The organism is Tenebrionibacter intestinalis (genome assembly GCF_016632365.1).
In the GTDB taxonomy this organism is placed as follows: domain Bacteria; phylum Pseudomonadota; class Gammaproteobacteria; order Enterobacterales; family Enterobacteriaceae; genus Tenebrionibacter; species Tenebrionibacter intestinalis.
Window position 1 is genome coordinate 1 of record NZ_JAEPBH010000036.1, and the last position, 19,538, is coordinate 19,538.

General features: G+C 52.7%; 17 protein-coding genes and 1 tRNA gene. 7 read left to right on the forward strand and 11 right to left on the reverse strand.

The genetic code is table 11. The annotated features are described in order from the left end of the window. Window positions 1-144 precede the first annotated feature (144 nt). Window positions 145-714 (forward strand): hypothetical protein, encoded by a 570-nt coding sequence (locus JJB97_RS13455; protein WP_097364360.1) that lies wholly within the window; start codon window positions 145-147, stop codon window positions 712-714. A gap of 118 nt (window positions 715-832) precedes the next feature. On the opposite strand, the gene JJB97_RS13460 is transcribed toward JJB97_RS13455, so the two are convergent. The 8 genes from JJB97_RS13460 to xerD all read right to left on the reverse strand — a co-directional run bounded on the left by JJB97_RS13460 (window position 833) and on the right by xerD (window position 10,192). Then, a complete protein-coding gene (locus JJB97_RS13460) occupies window positions 833-2,773 on the reverse strand; it encodes a site-specific integrase (protein ID WP_238714512.1) in 1,941 nt (646 codons plus the stop codon). Window positions 2,774-2,862: 89 nt separating this feature from the next. Continuing rightward, a tRNA-Gly gene (locus JJB97_RS13465) sits at window positions 2,863-2,936 on the reverse strand. Window positions 2,937-3,019: 83 nt separating this feature from the next. Then, window positions 3,020-3,784 carry a peptidoglycan DD-metalloendopeptidase family protein gene (locus tag JJB97_RS13470; RefSeq protein WP_399198549.1) on the reverse strand — a complete coding sequence of 255 codons (765 nt, stop codon included), beginning with the start codon at window positions 3,782-3,784 and terminating at the stop codon, window positions 3,020-3,022. A 274-nt stretch (window positions 3,785-4,058) separates the two neighbouring features. Next, window positions 4,059-5,576 carry a lysine--tRNA ligase gene (gene lysS, locus JJB97_RS13475; protein WP_238714513.1) on the reverse strand — a complete coding sequence of 506 codons (1,518 nt, stop codon included), beginning with the start codon at window positions 5,574-5,576 and terminating at the stop codon, window positions 4,059-4,061. Between the two features lie 9 nt (window positions 5,577-5,585). After that, a protein-coding gene (prfB, locus tag JJB97_RS13480; protein ID WP_238714514.1) for a peptide chain release factor 2 occupies window positions 5,586-6,684 on the reverse strand; the annotation gives its coding sequence in 2 pieces (ribosomal slippage) (window positions 5,586-6,608 and window positions 6,610-6,684; 1,098 coding nt in all). Between the two features lie 131 nt (window positions 6,685-6,815). After that, window positions 6,816-8,546, reverse strand: a complete 1,731-nt coding sequence (gene recJ, locus JJB97_RS13485) for a single-stranded-DNA-specific exonuclease RecJ (RefSeq protein WP_238714515.1) — start codon at window positions 8,544-8,546, stop codon at window positions 6,816-6,818. A gap of 3 nt (window positions 8,547-8,549) precedes the next feature. Continuing rightward, window positions 8,550-9,269: a bifunctional protein-disulfide isomerase/oxidoreductase DsbC gene (gene dsbC, locus JJB97_RS13490; protein WP_238714516.1), complete on the reverse strand. Its 720-nt coding sequence runs from the start codon at window positions 9,267-9,269 to the stop codon at window positions 8,550-8,552. 26 nt (window positions 9,270-9,295) lie between these two features. Next, window positions 9,296-10,192 (reverse strand): site-specific tyrosine recombinase XerD, encoded by an 897-nt coding sequence (gene xerD / locus JJB97_RS13495; protein WP_238714517.1) that lies wholly within the window; start codon window positions 10,190-10,192, stop codon window positions 9,296-9,298. 281 nt (window positions 10,193-10,473) lie between these two features. On the opposite strand from xerD, the gene fldB reads away from it, so the two are divergent. Further along, window positions 10,474-10,995 carry a flavodoxin FldB gene (gene fldB, locus JJB97_RS13500; RefSeq protein ID WP_238714518.1) on the forward strand — a complete coding sequence of 174 codons (522 nt, stop codon included), beginning with the start codon at window positions 10,474-10,476 and terminating at the stop codon, window positions 10,993-10,995. Between the two features lie 11 nt (window positions 10,996-11,006). On the opposite strand, the gene JJB97_RS13505 is transcribed toward fldB, so the two are convergent. Then, window positions 11,007-11,402 (reverse strand): protein YgfX, encoded by a 396-nt coding sequence (locus JJB97_RS13505; protein ID WP_238714519.1) that lies wholly within the window; start codon window positions 11,400-11,402, stop codon window positions 11,007-11,009. Further along, a complete protein-coding gene (sdhE, locus tag JJB97_RS13510) occupies window positions 11,383-11,649 on the reverse strand; it encodes an FAD assembly factor SdhE (protein WP_238714520.1) in 267 nt (88 codons plus the stop codon). The genes JJB97_RS13505 and sdhE overlap by 20 nt, the downstream gene beginning before the upstream one ends. 257 nt (window positions 11,650-11,906) lie before the next feature. Between sdhE and ygfZ the strand changes: the two genes are divergently transcribed. Further along, the gene (ygfZ, locus tag JJB97_RS13515) at window positions 11,907-12,893 is read left to right on the forward strand and encodes a tRNA-modifying protein YgfZ (protein WP_238714521.1); all 987 of its coding nucleotides are present in this window, start codon (window positions 11,907-11,909) and stop codon (window positions 12,891-12,893) included. Window positions 12,894-12,934: 41 nt separating this feature from the next. Here the strand turns inward: ygfZ and trhA are convergent, their stop codons facing one another. Beyond that, window positions 12,935-13,588, reverse strand: coding sequence for a PAQR family membrane homeostasis protein TrhA (gene trhA, locus JJB97_RS13520; RefSeq protein WP_238714522.1), 654 nt, complete (start codon window positions 13,586-13,588; stop codon window positions 12,935-12,937). Between the two features lie 564 nt (window positions 13,589-14,152). Between trhA and JJB97_RS13525 the strand changes: the two genes are divergently transcribed. The 4 genes from JJB97_RS13525 (at window position 14,153) to JJB97_RS13540 (ending at window position 19,010) form a co-directional block, all read left to right on the forward strand. Further along, window positions 14,153-14,761, forward strand: coding sequence for an HD domain-containing protein (locus tag JJB97_RS13525; protein ID WP_238714523.1), 609 nt, complete (start codon window positions 14,153-14,155; stop codon window positions 14,759-14,761). Between the two features lie 60 nt (window positions 14,762-14,821). Then, window positions 14,822-15,559, forward strand: coding sequence for a MurR/RpiR family transcriptional regulator (locus tag JJB97_RS13530; protein WP_238714543.1), 738 nt, complete (start codon window positions 14,822-14,824; stop codon window positions 15,557-15,559). 338 nt (window positions 15,560-15,897) lie between these two features. Next, complete coding sequence (locus tag JJB97_RS13535) at window positions 15,898-17,331, forward strand: 6-phospho-beta-glucosidase (RefSeq protein ID WP_238714544.1); 1,434 nt, start codon at window positions 15,898-15,900, stop codon at window positions 17,329-17,331. A 287-nt stretch (window positions 17,332-17,618) separates the two neighbouring features. Continuing rightward, window positions 17,619-19,010, forward strand: a complete 1,392-nt coding sequence (locus tag JJB97_RS13540) for a cytochrome c peroxidase (RefSeq protein ID WP_238714524.1) — start codon at window positions 17,619-17,621, stop codon at window positions 19,008-19,010. The last annotated feature ends 528 nt before the right edge of the window (window positions 19,011-19,538 follow it).

Below are 19,538 nucleotides of genomic sequence, written 5' to 3' on the forward strand. Positions count from 1 at the left end.
AAGAGAGAAAAGGTGTCTGGATATATAGGGTCAAATCCAGGCTTCTCCTTATAGTTGCATAACAGTCACTGTTGAAAAATTCTCCCCTGCGTTGTTCAATGAAACTATTGTGAATATCCTCATCTCCGTTTACCAAGGAAGTGTATGTCGATCTTCAATTGCTATAAGACCCAACCAGATGGCTATGCGCGTTTTGAAATGCTCGGTAAACCCATGGAAGGTGAGTTTTACAGGTATGATTCATTTGATGATATAGATCCCAAAGTGGGATATATCCGCCCCTTTGACAAAGTAATCAGACAGCAACTCATTGATAATTTGCAAACAAGGCAAAGCATTGATCTTCAAAGGTTCATAGCTAAAGATGATCTAATTATTTGTGATGCTTATGTCACCGATAAACATATACAATCCCCATATCAAATAGTTATAGATCGCTTTGATTTTATTGATAAATATGAACTAGTGACTGACCAGGAAGCTATTAGGAGTTGCCGGGTTGATTTACTACAACGTCAATATATTCTGGCCAGCAACCTAAAAGAACCGAAAGAAACCATGGACAGTATCAATGCAGAGTATCTCAGGTGGATCACGCCTTGCTACGAGCCGCTGCGTTACGAGCGCAAATGGTCAACCAAGCATCGCGAAGGGTTATTACGTTTTGGCGCGCTCGTTGTTATAGCTGTGCTCGCATATTTCCATTTTCGCTAAGCAATTAGCGTCCGGCTTAGCCAGCCGCACTATGGGAACGCCACATTTTACAAAGCAATAAATCCACTACCTATGAGAAAAAATGCGCCATAGGGCTTCCCATGGCGCTGGTGGGAGATCATTGCTTATGTTTTCGAACCCCGTCTTTCATCGCTTTCAGTCCCGCCTCAACATTAAACGGAGCTATCTCAGGCAAATTGTGCTTAAGCCCGGAAATTGCTTGGAATTGCTCCTCAACAGCCCTGTCTTTACGATAGGTTGTCATGGCTGTAGTGCTTCCTCGAACATGTCCGACAAGTTGGGCGATCATCCGTTCACTTAACTCCAGTCGGTCAAGGCTATTCACATAGTTATGGCGGAATGAGTGAAAAACCTTTTTCCCATTACGGTCTAATCCAAGCTGCTTGCCAAAATAAAGTTCATTGAACCATTTTGACGCATAACCACGATAACCTTTAATTTTATTGAAGGTTAACTCTGGAAAAACACGTTCCTGTCCATCAGCTTTCAAAGCCTTAACGTATTCAAGAAAGCCAAGCTCGATCAGCCTTGGATGAATGGGAACCTGTCTCAACGCATTGAGCGTTTTCAGCGATTTATCCGCTTCAGCTTCAGTGTCCATAACTTTATCCGGTGAATCTAAATTGAAGTCCAGATACGCAACACCATTTTCACTCATACGGATATCAGAAAGATAAAGTTGGCATAACTCATTCATTCGCCCGCCGCTATATAACGCTAATAGGGGTAACCAATAGCGATAAGGTCGAAAGTCAATATGACGCCCGAATTTATTCGGCACACCTTCGCCAGTTTTAAACCAGTATGCAGAGAATATGAGTTCCAGTTCATCATCGTCGAACTGATAACGGTTATCCTGAGATCGTGCAGTTTTCTTACGCTTTGCCAGAACATTTTCCACTGGATTGGCAATTAAATAATTTTCTTTACAGGCCCACTTTAACATTGAACCTAATGATGCCATATGACGCCCAATTGCATCTTTTGTCATGAGCGACTCACCAGCATCAAGTGCTTTTTCAATGAGTTGTTCTAAATCTTCGGCAGCGTATCGGCGTTGCATTAAATACAAGTTACTGGGCATCCTCTGCATTCTGGAAACGTAATTTTTAACAACATTACGATCTAACTCAGCAAGTGTTACGTCACCCATAAAGTCGATAAAATGAGATATCCGCGACCGAATTTTCTCCTCGCTGGCAAGTTTGAGATCCCCTGATCTTTTATACGCAATAAACTCCTCCAGCACTTCTGAAACCCTTTTCGAAGCGGATAGAGGATTGCAATACGGATTGGTGATAACAACTGGCGGAGGTGGTGGGGCTGAAATCACAACAGGAGCCGGAGGCAGTTCAGGCTCTGATTTCGCAAACGCGCTATCCCACATGCTGCGCAACTTCTCAGCCTGCACATTATTAATAAACAGTGAACTTGCATCTACCTCAACCCCTGGTAAGTCCAGCAGCCAAAGAGCAAGGGGATTACCGTTGTTAGCCCTGAATGCAGTTATTTCCGTTGATATCCCTTTCTTCAATTCATTGAGGGCATACAGCGGCATGTAAATCTGCATATAGCCGTTAACCATAGCCTCACTGCCGTAATGAGCAACGTCGTCTAAAACAAAACCATGCGTATCAGGGTCACGATCAATGGCAGTAAAATCATCAATCAGGAAGCCCCGCTGGCTATCTACAAAAGCATACAGAGGAATATTGTCTGCTAAAATATGCGGAACAACCGTTTCAAGCCCCACATCAAATGATTCGCAAAACAGAGCCAAACTGATTTTGCCAGCGCCAGCCAACAGCGGCGCATTACCCCGAATCTTCTCTTTATCCACTTGTCTGAACTCTTCCAGAGACGCATACCACTTCTCCAGCAAACGCGCGGCAATAGCTCTGGCATTTGCAAGATGGGTTGTGCGGGTAGATGCATGAATTTCGCGCTGCCCTATCAGGGCGCGATAACGAACCGGAACGGTGATCCGCAGAACATAGATCCCGCTTGGACGTCGATAGAGATTACCACGTTGCGCCATCGGCTGTATGAACTCCTTGTAGGAGGATCACGAGCGCCGTCACGTATGGTTTAGAAAAATACTGGGGAATTAATACGTTAGGGTGTTTTTGGAGCGGGCGAAGGGAATCGAACCCTCGTATAGAGCTTGGGAAGCTCTCGTTCTACCATTGAACTACGCCCGCACGGAAAGCGCGAGTGACATTATAGATAGTCCACAGAAGCTGGCAAGCCCTAACGCCGCTAAGTGATGGCATTTTAAGCATACTTAGCACGACGGCGGAAGATAGCGCTGCGGATCGATAGCATTAGCCCGGTAACGAATCTGGAAATGCAGGCGCACCGACGTCGTGCCGCTGCTGCCCATAGTGGCTATCTGCTGGCCTGCTCTCACCTGCTGCCCGTCGCTGACCAACAGTTTCTCATTGTGGCCATAGGCGGTAATGTAGTCATCGTTATGTTTAATCAAAATCAGGTTGCCATAGCCACGCAGTTGGCTGCCGGCATACACCACCCTGCCTGCGCCTGCCGCATAAACCGGCGCTCCGCGCTGGCCGCTAATATCAATGCCTTTATTACCGCCCGCCGCGCGGGAAAACGGCAGTACAACCCTGCCCTTAGCGGGCCAACGCCAGCAGCGCGAACCCGCTGGCGGCACAATAACTTTCGGCGCGCTGGCGTTTGTTACCTTACGCGTGGCGGCGGTATTCCTGCGGGCTGGGAGCGTTTTGCGGGTTCGGGCGGAGGATGCGGCTTTGCTCCTGGCGGAGGGTTTCACCCTTAACGACTGCCCAACGGCCAGCGTATAGGGCGAACGAAGACCGTTAAGGCGTGCCAGTTCACGCACGCTACTGCCGCTTATGCGCGCGATACGCCACAGCGTATCGCCACGCTTTACGGTATAGGTCGCTCCCTGGTAGCTTCCCTTTACGGGAACGGGCTTTTTGCTGGACGAACAGGCCGTCAGCAACAGGCACAACGCCAGGCAGGCTGCGCTCAAAAGCCCGTGTACGCTACGGCGTCCTGTGCTCAAATCTCATCTTCTCCAGTTCGCCCAACAAAGCGACTTATCTTAACATTGCCCGAAACCAGATACAAAAAAGCCCTCAATGGTGAGGGCGGAGTCCGCTGACAAACCCCATCCTGTCGCAGACAGGATGGATGAAGCACAATAAAAAATAAGGAAAATCAAAGCATTGATTTTCGCCTGCTTACCACAAAGAAGGAAAAACCCCGTTTTTTCCTTCTTTGTCAACAATCTGAAGCCCTCAATGGTGAGGGCGTTTATTATCGCATGTTCAGCGAATTTATTTTACCGGGCGCATCGCCGGGAACAGAATCACATCGCGGATAGTGTGGCTGTTGGTAAACAACATCACCATGCGATCAATACCGATACCAAGCCCTGCGGTTGGCGGCAGCCCGTGCTCCAGGGCGGTGACATAATCTTCATCAAAGAACATCGCTTCATCGTCACCCGCATCCTTCGCCGCAACCTGGTCTGCAAAGCGCTGCGCCTGATCTTCAGCATCATTCAGCTCTGAAAAGCCGTTACCAATTTCACGACCACCGATAAAGAATTCAAAGCGATCGGTGATGTCGGGGTTGACGTCGTTGCGGCGCGCCAGCGGCGACACTTCCGCCGGATACTCGGTGATAAAGGTCGGCTGAATCAGATGGCTTTCGGCCACTTCCTCAAAGATCTCAGTCACAATACGGCCCAGGCCCCAGCTTTTCTCAATCTTAATGCCGATCGTTTCCGCAATCGCCCTGGCGCTGTCAAAGTTATCCAGATCGGCTATATCGGTTTGCGGGCGGTACTTTTTAATAGCCTCGCGCATCGTCAGCTTTTCAAACGGCTTACCGAAATCGAACGTTTCCTCACCGTATGGCACCAGGGTATTTCCCAGTACATCCTGCGCCAGCGTGCGAAACAGCGATTCCGTCAGTTCGATCAGATCCCGGTAATCCGCATACGCCATATAGAGCTCCATCATGGTGAACTCAGGGTTATGGCGCACAGAAATACCTTCGTTACGGAAGTTGCGGTTGATCTCAAACACGCGTTCAAAGCCGCCGACTACCAGGCGTTTAAGATACAGCTCCGGCGCAATACGCAGATACATGTCAAGATCCAGCGCGTTATGATGCGTAATAAACGGGCGCGCGGCCGCGCCGCCCGGAATCACCTGCATCATCGGCGTTTCCACTTCCATAAAGCCACGGCCCACCATGAACTGGCGAATACCGGCCAGAATGCGGGAGCGCACCATAAAAGTATGGCGGGATTCTTCGTTGGCAATAAGATCCAGATAACGCTGGCGGTAGCGGGTTTCCTGGTCTGCCAGGCCGTGGAACTTATCCGGCAACGGGCGCAGCGCTTTGGTCAGCAGACGCAGTTCGGTGCAGTGAATCGACAGCTCGCCTGTTTTCGTCTTAAACAACTTACCGCGCGCGCCCAGGATATCGCCCAGATCCCATTTTTTGAACTGCTCGTTGTAGACGCCCTCCGCCAGTTCGTCACGCGCTACGTATAGCTGAATACGGCCCCCCACATCCTGAAGCGTCACGAAAGACGCCTTACCCATAATGCGGCGGGTCATCATACGCCCGGCTACGCTCACTTCAACGTTCAGCGCTTCCAGCTCGTCGTTTTCTTTTGCGTCAAACGCGCTGTGCAGCGCGTCAGAGGTGCTGTCGCGACGAAAATCGTTAGGGAAAGCAACGCCCTGCTCACGCAGCGCAGCCAGCTTCTCGCGACGGTTCATTAGCTCGTTATTTAATTCGACCGCCGCTTCGCTGCCCTGTGGTTGTTGTTCAGACATGTTGGCTCCTCATAGCCCTGCTTTCAAACTTGCTTCAATAAATTTGTCGAGATCGCCGTCCAGCACGGACTGAGTATTACGGGTTTCCACCCCGGTACGCAGATCCTTTATGCGCGCATCGTCCAGTACGTAGGAACGAATCTGGCTTCCCCAGCCAATATCAGATTTGTTGTCTTCCATAGCCTGTTTTTCGGCGTTTTTCTTCTGCATTTCCAGCTCGTACAGCTTGGCCTTCATCTGCTTCATCGCCTGATCTTTGTTTTTGTGCTGGGAGCGATCGTTCTGGCACTGGGTCACCGTTCCGGTGGGAATATGCGTGATACGCACCGCAGATTCGGTACGGTTAACGTGCTGGCCGCCCGCGCCGGAAGCGCGATACACATCAATACGCAGGTCTGCCGGGTTAATATCAATATCAATATCGTCGTCCACTTCCGGATAGACGAATGCGGAGCTAAATGAGGTGTGTCGACGGCCGCCGGAATCAAACGGGCTTTTACGCACCAGGCGGTGAACGCCGGTTTCGGTACGCAGCCAGCCGTAAGCGTAATCGCCCATAATTTTTATAGTCGCGGATTTAAGGCCGGCCACTTCCCCTTCGGACTCTTCGATAATTTCGGTTTTAAAGCCTTTTGCTTCAGCCCAGCGCAGGTACATACGCAGCAGCATGCTGGCCCAGTCCTGCGCTTCGGTGCCGCCGGAACCGGCCTGGATATCGAGGTAGCAGTCGGCGTTATCATATTCGCCGGAAAACATGCGGCGAAACTCCAACTGCGCCAGTTTGGCCTCAAGCTGATCCAGCTCCACGACCGCTTCATTAAAGGTTTCTTCATCTTCGGCCTCAACGGCCAGCTCCAGCAGACCGGAAACATCTTCCAGCCCCTGCGTCATGTGATCGAGCGTATCCACGACGGCTTCGAGCGAAGAGCGCTCTTTGCCCAGCGCCTGCGCGCGCTCAGGTTCGTTCCAGACGTCCGGCTGTTCTAGCTCGGCATTGACTTCTTCAAGGCGCTCTTTCTTTGCATCATAGTCAAAGATACCCCCTAAGAACGTCGGAGCGCTCAGTGAGATCCTGGATACGGTTTTTTACCGGATTAATTTCAAACATGGTATGCAAATCTTTTTGTTAGTGGAGTGGTCAGATTCTGGTCGTAGGGGCGAAAGTTTACCGGATTTGCGTCGCCTTTTATAGCACTGCTTCGCGCCGAAGTTTTTCTTCCCGGCGCGCCGGGAAACGGGCTACAGCGGCCAGATAGCGTCTATTAATAGCTGCACGCTGCGGTTACCGCGAAACTCATTAACATCTAACCTGTAGGCCACTTCAACTTCACGCACGCCGTTGTCGGGCCAGCAGGCGGTATCGACGTTAAACGCGATACCATCGAGCAGCGGGCCGCCGCCTACCGGCTCCACCATAACCTTCAGGTGGCGCTCCCCAACAATACGCTGCTGGAGCAGACGAAATTTCCCGTCAAACAGCGGTTCCGGGAAGGTCTGCCCCCACGGCCCCGCATCGCGCAGCAGATCGGCGGTTTCCAGCGTCATCTCCTGGGGCGCCAGCGGGCCGTCGCTCCAGATTTCGCCATGCAGCGTCGCCGGGTCCAGCCAGTCGTTAACAAGCTCGCTAAAGCGCTGATTAAATTCATCAAAGCGCGTCTCATCGAGCGACAACCCTGCCGCCATAGCATGTCCGCCGAATTTCAACATCAGGCCGGGGTTTTGCGTGTCCAGGCGCTCCAGCGCATCGCGCATATGCAGCCCCTGCACCGAGCGACCGGAACCTTTAAGCACGCCGCCGCCCGCAGGCGCAAAGGCAATAACCGGGCGGTGAAAACGCTCTTTTATCCGGGAGGCAAGTATACCCACCACGCCCTGGTGCCACTGAGGATGATACAGCGCCAACCCGGCAGGCAAATCTTCGCTGCGGCTTAGCGTCTGACAAAGCGCCATCGCCTCCGCCTGCATTCCCTGCTCAATCTCTTTGCGCGTCTGGTTCAGCGCATCCAGCTCATTAGCCAGCACGCGCGCTTCGCCGGGGTTATCGCACAGCAATAGCGCTACGCCAACGGACATATCATCCAGCCGCCCCGCCGCGTTAAGGCGCGGCCCGAGCGCAAAACCCAGATCGCTTGCGTTCAAACGTTGCGCATCACGCCGGGCGACTTCCAGCAACGCGCGAATCCCCGGCCGACAGCGCCCGGCGCGAATGCGGCTCAGCCCTTGCCAGGTCAGAATACGGTTATTGGCGTCAAGCGGCACCACGTCAGCAACGGTGCCAAGCGCGACAAGATCGAGATATTCAGCAAGGTTCGGCATCGCCAGCCCCTGCTGTTCAAACCAGCCCGCGTCGCGCAAATGCGCGCGCAGCGCCATCAGCAAATAAAACGCCACGCCAACGCCCGCCAGCGCCCTGGAAGGAAAGCGGCAGTCTGCCAGGTTAGGATTGACAATCGCGTCAGCGGCCGGAAGCACATCGCCGGGGAGGTGGTGATCGGTTACCAGCACCGGAATACCCAGCTCATGCGCTCTGCTTACGCCCGCGTGAGATGAGATGCCGTTATCCACGGTCATGATTAACTGCGCGCCGCGATTGTGCGCCTGCTCGACCACATCCGGGCTAAGGCCGTAGCCATCTTCGAAACGATTCGGCACCAGATAGCTCACGCGTCTGCCGCCCATTGCGCGCAGGCCCAGCACGCTTAGCGCGGTACTGGTCGCGCCATCGGCGTCAAAATCGCCCACCACAATAATGTGCCGGTCGTCGCGAAACGCCGAGTGCAGCAGCGCGACCGCCGTATCTATCCCGCTAAGCTGTTGCCAGGGCAACAGGCCCTTCACGCCGCGCTCAAGCTCCTGCATGCTCTTTACGCCGCGGCTGGCATAAAGCCTTGCCAGCAGCGGCGGTACGTCCGCCGAAAACCGGACGGACGCATCCGGCTTTCGGCGGCGAAGTTGCGATTCTCGTTTCACTCGTTACTGCCCGCCGGATTTCGTTTGACGCTGGTGTTCATCCAGAAACGCCTTCATCTCTTTCGGCCCCTGGTAGCCCGGAATAACCGTACCGTCTGTCAGCAAAATCGCCGGCGTGCCCTGAATACCAAACTGGAGGCCCAGCGCGTAGTGCTTTTTAATATCCAGATCGCAGCTTGCAGCCACGACCGGGCTGCCTTTAATCGCATTGTTAAACGCCTTGTTACGATCTTTAGCACACCAGACAGATTTCATCTCGTTTGCAGTCTGGCTGTTAACCCCCTGACGCGGGAACGCCAGGTAACGCACGGTAATGCCCAGGTTGTTATAGTCGCTCATCTGCTCGTGTAGTTTATGGCAATAGCCGCAGGTAATATCGGTAAATACCGTAATGACATATTTCTCCTGCGCCGCTTTATAGACGATCATCTCTTTATCGAGCGCATTCAATTTGCCCATCAGCAGCTTATTGGTCACATTTACCGCCTGAGCGCCGCTGATATCGTACATCGGCCCCTGAATCAGATGTTTGCCGTCTTCTGACAGATAAAGCACCCCGTTGGCGGAAATAACCGTCTTCATTCCTTTAACCGGCGCATCCTGAATGTCCGCATTCGTAATGCCCAGCTTGCCGAGCGCCTGCCTGATGGCCGCATCGTCAGCGTGAGCAAAACCGGAGAAAGCGGCTGCCAGTAAAGAGAGCAGCAAAAAACGTTTTTTCATAATGATTCCTTCATCATTGTATGCACTCACGCTCTCGGGTGGTGCTGTTGATGCAGCAACCGCAATCGTTGGGTCGCTACATGGGTGTATATTTGCGTAGTGGAAAGATCGCTGTGGCCCAGCAGCATCTGTACCACGCGCAGATCGGCGCCGTGGTTGAGCAGATGCGTGGCGAAAGCATGACGTAAAACATGGGGCGACAGCTTATCGCTGTCAATGCCCGCAAGGCGGGCATAATGTTTTATGCGGTGCCAGAAGGTCTGTCTCGTCATCTGCCGGGCGCGCTGGCTGGGGAACAGCACATCGCTTGCCTGTTCATTGAGCAGCCAGGGGCGAGCGTGGGCGAGATAGTTTTCAACCCAATACAGCGCCTCTTCGCCAAGAGGCACCAGCCGCTCTTTATCGCCTTTGCCAATAACCCGAACAACGCCCTGTCGCAGGCTGATGTCGCTCATTTGCAGGCTAACCAGTTCCGATACGCGCAGGCCGGTAGCATAAAGCACTTCCAGCATTGCTTTATCACGCAGCCCCAGCGGCTCTTCCACCAGCGGCGCCTGAAGCAGCCGCTCCACCATCGCCTCACTCAGATCTTTAGGCAACCGCTGGGGCAGTTTGGGGGATGAGAGCGGCGCGCTCGGATCGTCCGAACGCGCCTTTTGCTGATAGAGATAACGAAACAGGCGGCGCAGCGCGCTCAGCAGCCGCGCAGAGCTGGTCGCTTTATAACCGCCCTCTACGCGCTCGGCCAGCAGCGCCTGCAGATTGTCCGGCCCGGCGCTCAGCAATGTCTGCCCGTGGCCGTGCAGCCACTCAACCACCGATTTGAGATCGCGGCGATAGGCGTTAAGGGTATTTTCCGCCAGGCTGCTTTCCAACCACAGAGCGTCAAGAAACTGTTCGATTCGGGCTAAATCCTGTTCCAAAGCGACCTCAACGTTTTTCAGGTAGGGGGGGGCATTATACTCAAATTCCTGAATGTTGCAGGACCGCAACGGTTCATGCAGGGTACGATAAATAAACCTACGCCCGGGTCGCGCGCAAATATCCCGCCCGTCGCACGCGTTTCTGACAACAGCCACACGGCTTAATTCAACTATTCAGGCCCTGCGCGCCAGTATGCGCACGCACCGCCAGGCGGATCGCAGCATATCGGTTGTGATACACTGGCGCGCAAGCCTGTCAGATAAAATGGATAGTCATTGCTATGAAAATCGGCCTCTTCTATGGCTCCAGCACCTGTTATACGGAAATGGCGGCTGAGAAAATCCGCGACATCATCGGCTCTGAACTGGTCGAGCTACACAACCTGAAAGACGATGCGCCGATGCTGATGGAGCAGTACGACGCGTTGATACTCGGTATCCCCACCTGGGATTTTGGCGAATTGCAGGAAGACTGGGAAGCCGTCTGGGATCGGTTAAGCGCGCTTAATCTTGCCGGCAAGCCGGTGGCGTTATACGGCATGGGCGACCAGTTGGGCTACGGCGAATGGTTTCTGGACGCGCTGGGTATGTTGCACGACCTTCTGGCGCCAGGCGGCGTACAATTCATCGGCTACTGGCCAACGGAAGGCTATGAATTCACCAGCCAAAAAGCGGTAACGGCAGACGGCAAGCTGTTTGTCGGCCTGGCGCTCGATGAAACCAATCAGTACGATCTCAGCGATGCGCGCATTGCCGCCTGGTGTGAGCAAATTCTGGATGAAATGGCCGGCCTGTTTGCCTGACGGCGGCCCGCTCAGTCACCGCTAAACAATAGCCGACGCAGCTCGCGCCACTCCCGCACGCTGAGGCTATCTGCGGCCAACCACAGGCGCTGGCTCTGCTTGCCGTTGCGCAGCCTGAGCATCACGCCGCCCGGCAATACGCTGGGCCGCCCCTGAATTTCCCATTCTTTTCCCTGCCACTTCAACCGATAATCATCCAGCAGCGCCAGCGAGCCTTGCCGGGCGATAATGCGGCGCTGGCTGCACACGCAGTCAAACACCACCAGCGACAGCAGCAGCAGCCACAAAGGCGTATAGCTCAGCGGCCAGGGCAGCAAAAGCAGCGCTGTCGCCGCAACGCCATGTATGAGTAAAGAAAGCCACTGGGCACGCCAGGACACCCGGACATCACATTGCCACAGGACCACGATCCCGATTCCGCTGCTGGATTAACTGCACCATACGCCGTAAACCGGCATCGCCTGGCGTACCGTGGTTCATTAGCCAGTTAAATAAATCAGGATCGTCACATTCCAGCAGGCGAACAAACAAACGCTTATCGTCATCGCTAAGCGTGTCATAGTCATGTTCAAAAAACGGCATAACAGAAATATCGAGCTCGCGCATACCGCGACGGCAGGCCCAGTGAATACGCGCCTTATTATTGATATCCATAATCTCTTTCCTGCTTACAGAGAAACGGGGACAGGCGGTTATTGTAACCTTTTTTTACCTTTACCATTACCCAATGTTGCAGCCTGGAAGCAATCTTCATGAAATATAATTTGCTCAACTGCCGTTTTCATTTTTTTACGGTGGAACGCGCGGGTTAAAACAACGGCACAAAACGCGTTATTAAAGCGCTTGCAATGGTTGAGCGCTCTTTTACCATTAGTAGCACTCACTATCTGTAAAAAAACCGGGATCCTGTTATGGCTTTCAATCCGTTCCCCCCCCGCCAGGCAATAGCCAGTTCGCGTCTGCCGCTTACGCTCATTTCGCTGGAAGACTGGGCGCTGGCAACCGCCGCAGGCGCCGATAGCGAAAAATATCTTCAGGGGCAGGTCACAGCAGATGTCGCCGCTCTTGCGGACAACCAGCATTTGCTCGTTGCTCACTGCGACGCAAAGGGCAAAATGTGGAGCAACCTGCGGTTGTTTCGCACCGCAGAAGGGTTTGCCTGGCTTGAACGGCGCAGCGTGCTGGAATCGCAACTGACCGAATTAAAAAAATACGCCGTCTTTTCCAAAGTCACCATTAGAGCCCAGGACAGCGCGGTGTTGCTTGGGCTGGCAGGTTTCCAGGCGCGCGCCGCGCTGGCGAAGGTGTTCAATACTCTGCCGGATGAAACCAACCCGCTGGTATATGAGGGCGATACCGCATTGCTGTGGCTGGGGTTGCCGGCTGAGCGCTTTCTCATCATCACGCAGCAAGCGCAGGCTGTCGCCCTCACCGAACAGCTCAGGGGCGAGGCTGAACTAAACAACAGCGCCCAGTGGCTGGCGCTGGAGATTGAAGGCGGCCTGGCCGTTATTGATACGCCAAACAGCGCGCAATTTATCCCCCAGGCCACCAATATCCAGGCGCTTGGCGGTATCAGCTTTAAAAAAGGCTGCTATACCGGCCAGGAGATGGTTGCCCGGGCAAAATACCGCGGCGCGAATAAGCGCGCGCTCTGGCTGCTCGCAGGCGCAGCCAGCCGTGTACCGCAGGCGGGAGAAGACCTTGAATTGCAAATGGGTGAAAACTGGCGCCGTACCGGCACTGTGTTAGCTGCGGTGCGTCTTGATGATGGGCGCGTGCTGGTGCAACACATCATGAATAACGATACAGAACAAGACAGCGTCCTGCGCGTGCGTGACGACAACGGCGGCACGCTCAAGATTATGCCGCTGCCCTATTCGCTGGAAGAAGCGTAAACTGAATCGTTCGCTCCCTCGTGCGGGAGCGAACGCGCCCGTTATCGAACATACAAATAGATAGCCAGAAAGTGGCAAACGCTGCCGCCCAGCACAAAACCATGCCAGATAGCGTGGTTATAAGGGATACGCTTGCAGACATAAAAAATAACGCCCAGCGAATAAACGATACCACCTATAGCAAGCAGCGTTACGCCACCAATGTCCAGCTTCATCGCCAGCTGATACACCACAATAAGCGAAAGCCAGCCCATCACAAGGTACGTCGCCAGCGACAGAATCTTAAAGCGGTGCGCAACCGTGAGCTTAAACAGAATGCCCAACAACGCCAGACTCCAGATAACAATCATTAACCCCTTTGCCAGGGGCGACTTTAACCCCACTAATAAAAACGGCGTATAGGTGCCGGCAATCAGTAAATAGATTGCGCAGTGGTCAAGTTTTTTAAGCCAGCGTTTGGCGCGCTCATGGGGGATGGCGTGATAGAGCGTGGAGGCAAGAAACAGCAGAATCATACTGCCGCCGTAAAGACTATAGCTGGTAATAGCCATTACGCCTGCATTGGTATCCGCCGCCTGTACCAGCAGCAACACTAACCCGACGATCCCAAACACCAGCCCCACGCCGTGGCTGATGCTATTGGCAATTTCCTCTGCCAGGGTATATCCATGTGCAATTAACGGTTTGCGAACCATAGGCGACTCCGGGAAGCTGATAAAAAAGTCAAACGCTACCAGCGTAACTGAGAATGATTTCAGTGAACACCTGTTCGCTAAAATTTTTATGTGTACGGTTATAAAAGATAAACGCAGCCCGCGTCAGGCGCTATTTTATGCACAACCGCAGCCACTGGCAGACAGCAAACCTCTTATCCCAGGCATAATGCCCGTCAGTGAAGCCTGTTTGTGAATAACGATTCCTGTTAATGCCAATAAACCATGCCACGTTGAAGCCTGGAGCGGACCTCTGTTCTTTTTATCTGCTCAGCATCCCTGTTCGCTTTTAACGCGTACAGGCTTACGGCGCGGGGTGCTGACGCCCGCTGAGAACGGCTAACCGCACGTTTGCGACGCGGCCATTTTGCCCGTTCACCATTGTTAGCGTCCCGTGTATCACCGGGATTTACGTGAACGGCCCCTACGTAAATTTAAGCGATCGGCATGACATTCAGCGCGCGGATTAAAGAAGTAAAAAAGCGCGGGATTGGTTAAAATGGCGCGCTTTCTTACTTCAAAAATCTATCGCAACGGAGATCTCATATGGCTGAATACTCTCCCACAACGTCGCTTTTCGCACTTGAGCAGGTTGTCGCTTTTTTAATGGAGCTGGACAAACTCAAACGCGTGGAGCGGCGCACGCGGATTATCGGCAACAGCAGGTATGAAAATTCTGCGGAGCATAGCTGGCATTTCGCTATGGCCGCGCTGAGCCTGAAACCTTTTGCCCCCGCCGGCGTGGATATTACTCGCGTGGTAAAGATGGCGCTGTTGCATGATATTGTGGAAATCGATGCAGGCGACGTAATGGTTTACGATCTCGCACAGCGGGAAGCGATTTCGCAGGAAGAAGCGCTTGCGGCGCAGCGCCTGTTTAGCATATTGCCCGAACCACAGGCCAGTGAGTTTTTACAGCTCTGGAGAGAATACGAAGCCGCAGACAGCGATGACGCACGCTTTGCCGGCGCCATCGACCGGGTGCTGCCTGTGCTGCAAAACCTGCATAACGAGGGAAAAAGCTGGCTGGAAAATGCCATTTCGCTTGAACAGGTATTGACGCGTAACGCCTGCGTAGCACAGAGCCTCCCCGAACTGTGGCGCTATGTGGAAACCCAGCTACAGCAAGCCAAAGAAAAAGGCTGGCTGCGTTAACCCCCGGTCTTCTCCTTTCGCTACAGACTGATTTACTCATCCGGAGAACGCCACGTGTCGATGTTTACCCATGCCGCTATCGCCAGCCTGAATAACCTGGAAATGTCGGTTTATAACTTTGTTATTAAAAACCGCGACAAAGTTACGTATATGACTATTCGCGAACTGGCTGAAGCATCAGGCGTGTCCACCACCACCGTCCTGCGGTTTTGCCGCAAGCTAAACTGCGCCGGCTATTCTGAGTTTCGCGTGCGCTTTAAGCTCTACCCTGAGCAAAATGAAACGCAGCCGAATCACTTCGGCGCAGGGGAAATTATCAGTTTTTTTAAAAGCGTAAATAACGCGGAATTTGACGCGCTCCTGGATAGCGCTATCGATATTATACTCCCCGCTGAGCGCGTTATCTTTGTCGGAGCCGGCACCTCCGGCGCACTGGCAAAATATGGCGCTCGCTTTTTCTCCAACGTTGGAAAATTCAGTAATCATATCGACGATCCCTATTTTCCGGTAACCCGCGATATCGCCAAAAACGCATTAGCGATCGTACTGTCGGTCTCCGGTGAAACAGCAGAAATGTTACGTTTCGCCAGCCAGTTTAGCCTGCATCAGTGTAAGGTGCTTTCTGTTACCGCCCATGAAGGTTCCGCGCTGGCAAAACTTGCAGACTTCAATCTTTCGTGGCACCTGCCGCAAACGCGTATCGCCGGCGTATACGATATCACCACCCAGATCCCCGTGGTCTATATACTTGAAGCGCTGGGGCGCCGCCTGGCAAAACGGCTGCAACAGATAAACTAACGCCGTAAAAGCGCGATATTTTTAATAATATACAGGCTTTCACAAACAACATTACCCCTCCCGGCGCCTGAAATACTTTATTATAAAAAATGCCTGCGTAATAAAAAAGCATGACTTTGATAAAACAGCCGCTTACCCCGCCAGGTTATCTATCAAAGCCTTTCTTTTATTCACATGGCCGCTAAAGTAACAGCTTGTTTTATATAAGTAACAAATCACAAAAGCGCGCCTTTGTTATATCGTGACTTCTGATTTTACTTTGTTAGACTTTTATCTTGCCAGGCAATTGTGCCGATGACGTTACTCTACTTGCCCAAACATACACGAGAAAGATGAATATGAAAAAACGGATGCTTCCAAAAGATTTTCTGTGGGGCGGCGCGGTTGCCGCGCACCAGGTTGAAGGCGGCTGGGATCAAGGTGGTAAAGGCCTGAGCATATGTGATGTATTGACCGGCGGCGCCCACGGCGTGCCGCGTGAAATTACGCAGGACGTCGTGCCGGGTAAATATTACCCCAACCATCTCGCCAGCGATTTTTACAACCGTTACAAAGAAGATATTAAGCTGTTTGCCGAAATGGGCTTTAAATGTTTTCGCACTTCCATCGCCTGGACGCGTATTTTCCCGAAAGGAGACGAACAGCAGCCTAATGAAGAGGGCCTTAAGTATTATGATGACATGTTTGACGAGCTGCTGAAATATAATATCGAACCGGTTATTACCCTTTCTCACTTCGAAATGCCGCTACATCTGGTAAAAGAATACGGCGGCTGGACTAACCGTAAAGTTGTCGATTTCTTTGTACGCTTTGCTGAAGTGGTTTTCGAGCGCTACAGGCACAAAGTAAAATACTGGATGACGTTTAACGAGATTAACAACCAGCGCAACTGGCGCGAGCCGCTGTTCGGCTATTGCTGTTCCGGGGTGGTTTATACCGACTACGAAAATCCGGAAGAAACCCTGTATCAGGTAATGCATCATCAGTTTGTCGCCAGCGCAATGGCCGTAAAAATCGCGCGCCGCATTAACCCCCACATGCAGGTTGGCTGCATGCTGGCGATGGTGCCGATTTATCCCTATTCCTGTAAACCACAGGACATCATGTATGCCCAGGAAGCCATGCGTGAACGTTATGTTTTCACCGACGTTCAACTGCGCGGCTACTACCCAACCTATGTGCTTAATGAGTGGGAACGTCGCGGTTTTAATATCGTCATGGAGCCGGGCGATGAACAAACCCTGCGCGAAGGCGCCTGCGCCTATCTTGGCTTTAGCTATTACATGTCTAACGCAGTAAAAGCCGAAGGCGGCACCGGCGATGCCATTTCAGGTTTTGAAGGCAGCGTGCCGAACCCGTACGTTAAGGCGTCTGACTGGGGTTGGCAAATTGATCCCGCAGGCCTGCGCTACGCGCTGTGCGAACTGTGGGAGCGCTATCAAAAGCCGCTGTTTATTGTTGAAAACGGCTTTGGCGCTATTGATAAAGCCGATGCCGGGGGCAACATTAACGACGATTATCGTATTGATTACCTGCGCGCTCACATTGAAGAGATGATAAAAGCCGTTACCTGGGACGGCGTAAATTTAATGGGCTACACGCCGTGGGGCTGCATCGACTGCGTGTCATTCACAACCGGGCAGTACAGCAAACGCTATGGTTTTATTTATGTGAATAAACACGATGACGGCACCGGCGACATGTCGCGCTCGCGTAAAAAGAGTTTTAACTGGTATAAACAGGTTATTGCCTCCAACGGTGAAAGCCTGTAGCGCGCTGGCCGCTTAAGCGGCCCTGTTTAATGGCAAAGCGGGCAAACGTGCTTTTGCCCTCTTTATCGCTAACCGCCAAATAACGCCCGGTTAATTTTCACGCTTTAGCCTGCGTCACGTTTACAACCGCCTGATTTAAGGAACTTCTTACATCAGTAAAACTTATCATATTGATAGGCTACGCAAGTCACAAATATTGACTGTTATCAATATTTCTCCTCTCTCTTCATTAACACTGTGCACGTACCGAACAAGGTCGGTACTTATGCCTCTGAAGGGAAACAATAATGAGCAAAATAATAAAGCTGGGCGCAGCGGCATTCGCCGTCGCCGCCGTATGCTATGCAGGATTAGTGGGCTATGTATGGCATCACGACGCACAGCGCGCCTCGGCCGCACCGCCGGAAGAGTCCGCTTCTGAAGTTAACAACCGGGTATTAAGCATCCTGCGCGAAAAAGGCTGCGATTACTGCCACACCGTCTCCTCTGATCTGCCATTTTATTCGTCATTTCCTGTCGCTAAGCAGTTAATGGACTACGATATGTCGCTGGGCTACAAATCGTTCAGCCTTAGCGCCGTAAAAGAAAGCCTGTTAAAAGACGGCCCCGCGCCGCAGGACGATCTGGCCAAGCTTGAATGGGTAATGACGCACGAAACCATGCCGCCTACCCGCTACATCGCGCTGCACTGGGCAGGAAAAATCAGCCTGCAGGAACGAGCAGACATGCTGGAGTGGATTAAAGGCCAGCGCCTGAAATATTACACAACGCCTGATATGGCAGAAAAGCGCCGCAACGAACCCGTGCAGCCTATCCCGCACTCGCTGCCGGTTAACGCGCGGAAAGTTGCGCTGGGTCTGCGACTCTATCATGACCCGCGCCTGTCCGGCGATAACTCCATCTCCTGCGCGCATTGCCATCAGTTAGGCGCAGGCGGCGTAGATGGTAAAAAAACCTCGTCTGGCGTTCGTAATCAGACAGGCCCCATTAACGCGCCGACCGTATTCAACGCCGTATTCAACATTGAGCAGTTCTGGGATGGCCGCGCGGCGACGCTACAGGCTCAGGCAGGCGGACCGCCGTTAAATCCGATCGAAATGGCTTCCGATTCCTGGGAGCAAATTATCGGCAAACTCAGCCAGGATCCGGTATTGACGAAGGATTTTACCGCAGTCTATCCACAAGGATTTAGCGGCGAAGCCATTACCGACGCTATCGCTGAATTTGAAAAAACGTTAATTACGCCGGATGCGCCGTTCGACAAGTATTTGCGCGGCGACGATAGCGCGCTCACCGCACAACAAAAACGCGGCTGGCAGTTGTTTAAAGATAACAAATGCGCCACCTGCCATAGCGGTATGATCCTGGGCGGCAAGTCGTTTGAACCGCTGGGTCTGAAAAAAGATTTCGCGTTTGGCGCCCTGACCGATACCGATATAGGCCGAATGAACGTCACCAAAGCCGAGCGTGACAGGCTGCGCCAGAAAGTGCCGACGCTGCGTAACGTCGCGCTCACCGCGCCCTACTTCCACCGTGGCGATGTGCAGACGCTGGATGAAGCCGTTAAACTGATGCTGCGTTATCAGGTCGGCGCCAGTCTGCCTCAGCAGGACGTTGATGACATCGTGGCCTTTTTGCACACCCTCAACGGGGTGTACACGCCGTATCCGGCGCCGTAACGTGTTATTAAAAAGTAAGCGCTCACGGTGCAGCAAGGCTAACCTGCTAAAATCATCAGGCTGAAAGCCTGGCGGCAAACGCGCCGTAATGCGGCGTGACGTTGCCGGGCCGCCGGCTTTGTTAAGGGACGCGCAGCAAGCGTCCCTTAACCCGTTCACCGCTGATGAAGCCTCGTTTATTGGCGCTGGAAGCGGCTAAACGTAAATAAACGCCATCAGGCCCGCTCGTTTAAGCCCCTTTGTCGTCGTTAGGTTAAAGTTGATAAAACAGGGCGCCGCGGCGCCCTCAGTTTGTTGACAAAGAAGGAAAAAACGGGATTTTTCCTTCTTTAGCGGTAAGCAGGCGAAAATCAATATTTTGATTTTCCTTATTTTTTCTTGTATTTCAGCCATCCTGTCTACGACAGGATGGGAGTTGTCGGTAGTATCAGGGGCGCCGCAGCGCCCTCAGTCTGTTGACAAAGAAGCAAAAACGGGAGTTTTCCTTCTTTAGTGGTAAGCAGGCGAAAATCAATGTTTTGATTTTCC

What these genes read in the sequence shown, in the direction of transcription:
- JJB97_RS13455 (WP_097364360.1), top strand. Translation starts at nt 145, where the DNA reads ATGTCGATCTTCAATTGCTATAAGACCCAACCAGATGGCTATGCGCGT.
- JJB97_RS13460 (WP_238714512.1), bottom strand. Translation starts at nt 2,773, where the DNA reads ATGGCGCAACGTGGTAATCTCTATCGACGTCCAAGCGGGATCTATGTT.
- lysS (WP_238714513.1), bottom strand. Translation starts at nt 5,576, where the DNA reads ATGTCTGAACAACAACCACAGGGCAGCGAAGCGGCGGTCGAATTAAAT.
- dsbC (WP_238714516.1), bottom strand. Translation starts at nt 9,269, where the DNA reads ATGAAAAAACGTTTTTTGCTGCTCTCTTTACTGGCAGCCGCTTTCTCC.
- fldB (WP_238714518.1), top strand. Translation starts at nt 10,474, where the DNA reads ATGAAAATCGGCCTCTTCTATGGCTCCAGCACCTGTTATACGGAAATG.
- sdhE (WP_238714520.1), bottom strand. Translation starts at nt 11,649, where the DNA reads ATGGATATCAATAATAAGGCGCGTATTCACTGGGCCTGCCGTCGCGGT.
- ygfZ (WP_238714521.1), top strand. Translation starts at nt 11,907, where the DNA reads ATGGCTTTCAATCCGTTCCCCCCCCGCCAGGCAATAGCCAGTTCGCGT.
- trhA (WP_238714522.1), bottom strand. Translation starts at nt 13,588, where the DNA reads ATGGTTCGCAAACCGTTAATTGCACATGGATATACCCTGGCAGAGGAA.
- JJB97_RS13525 (WP_238714523.1), top strand. Translation starts at nt 14,153, where the DNA reads ATGGCTGAATACTCTCCCACAACGTCGCTTTTCGCACTTGAGCAGGTT.
- JJB97_RS13530 (WP_238714543.1), top strand. Translation starts at nt 14,822, where the DNA reads ATGTTTACCCATGCCGCTATCGCCAGCCTGAATAACCTGGAAATGTCG.
- JJB97_RS13535 (WP_238714544.1), top strand. Translation starts at nt 15,898, where the DNA reads ATGAAAAAACGGATGCTTCCAAAAGATTTTCTGTGGGGCGGCGCGGTT.
- JJB97_RS13540 (WP_238714524.1), top strand. Translation starts at nt 17,619, where the DNA reads ATGAGCAAAATAATAAAGCTGGGCGCAGCGGCATTCGCCGTCGCCGCC.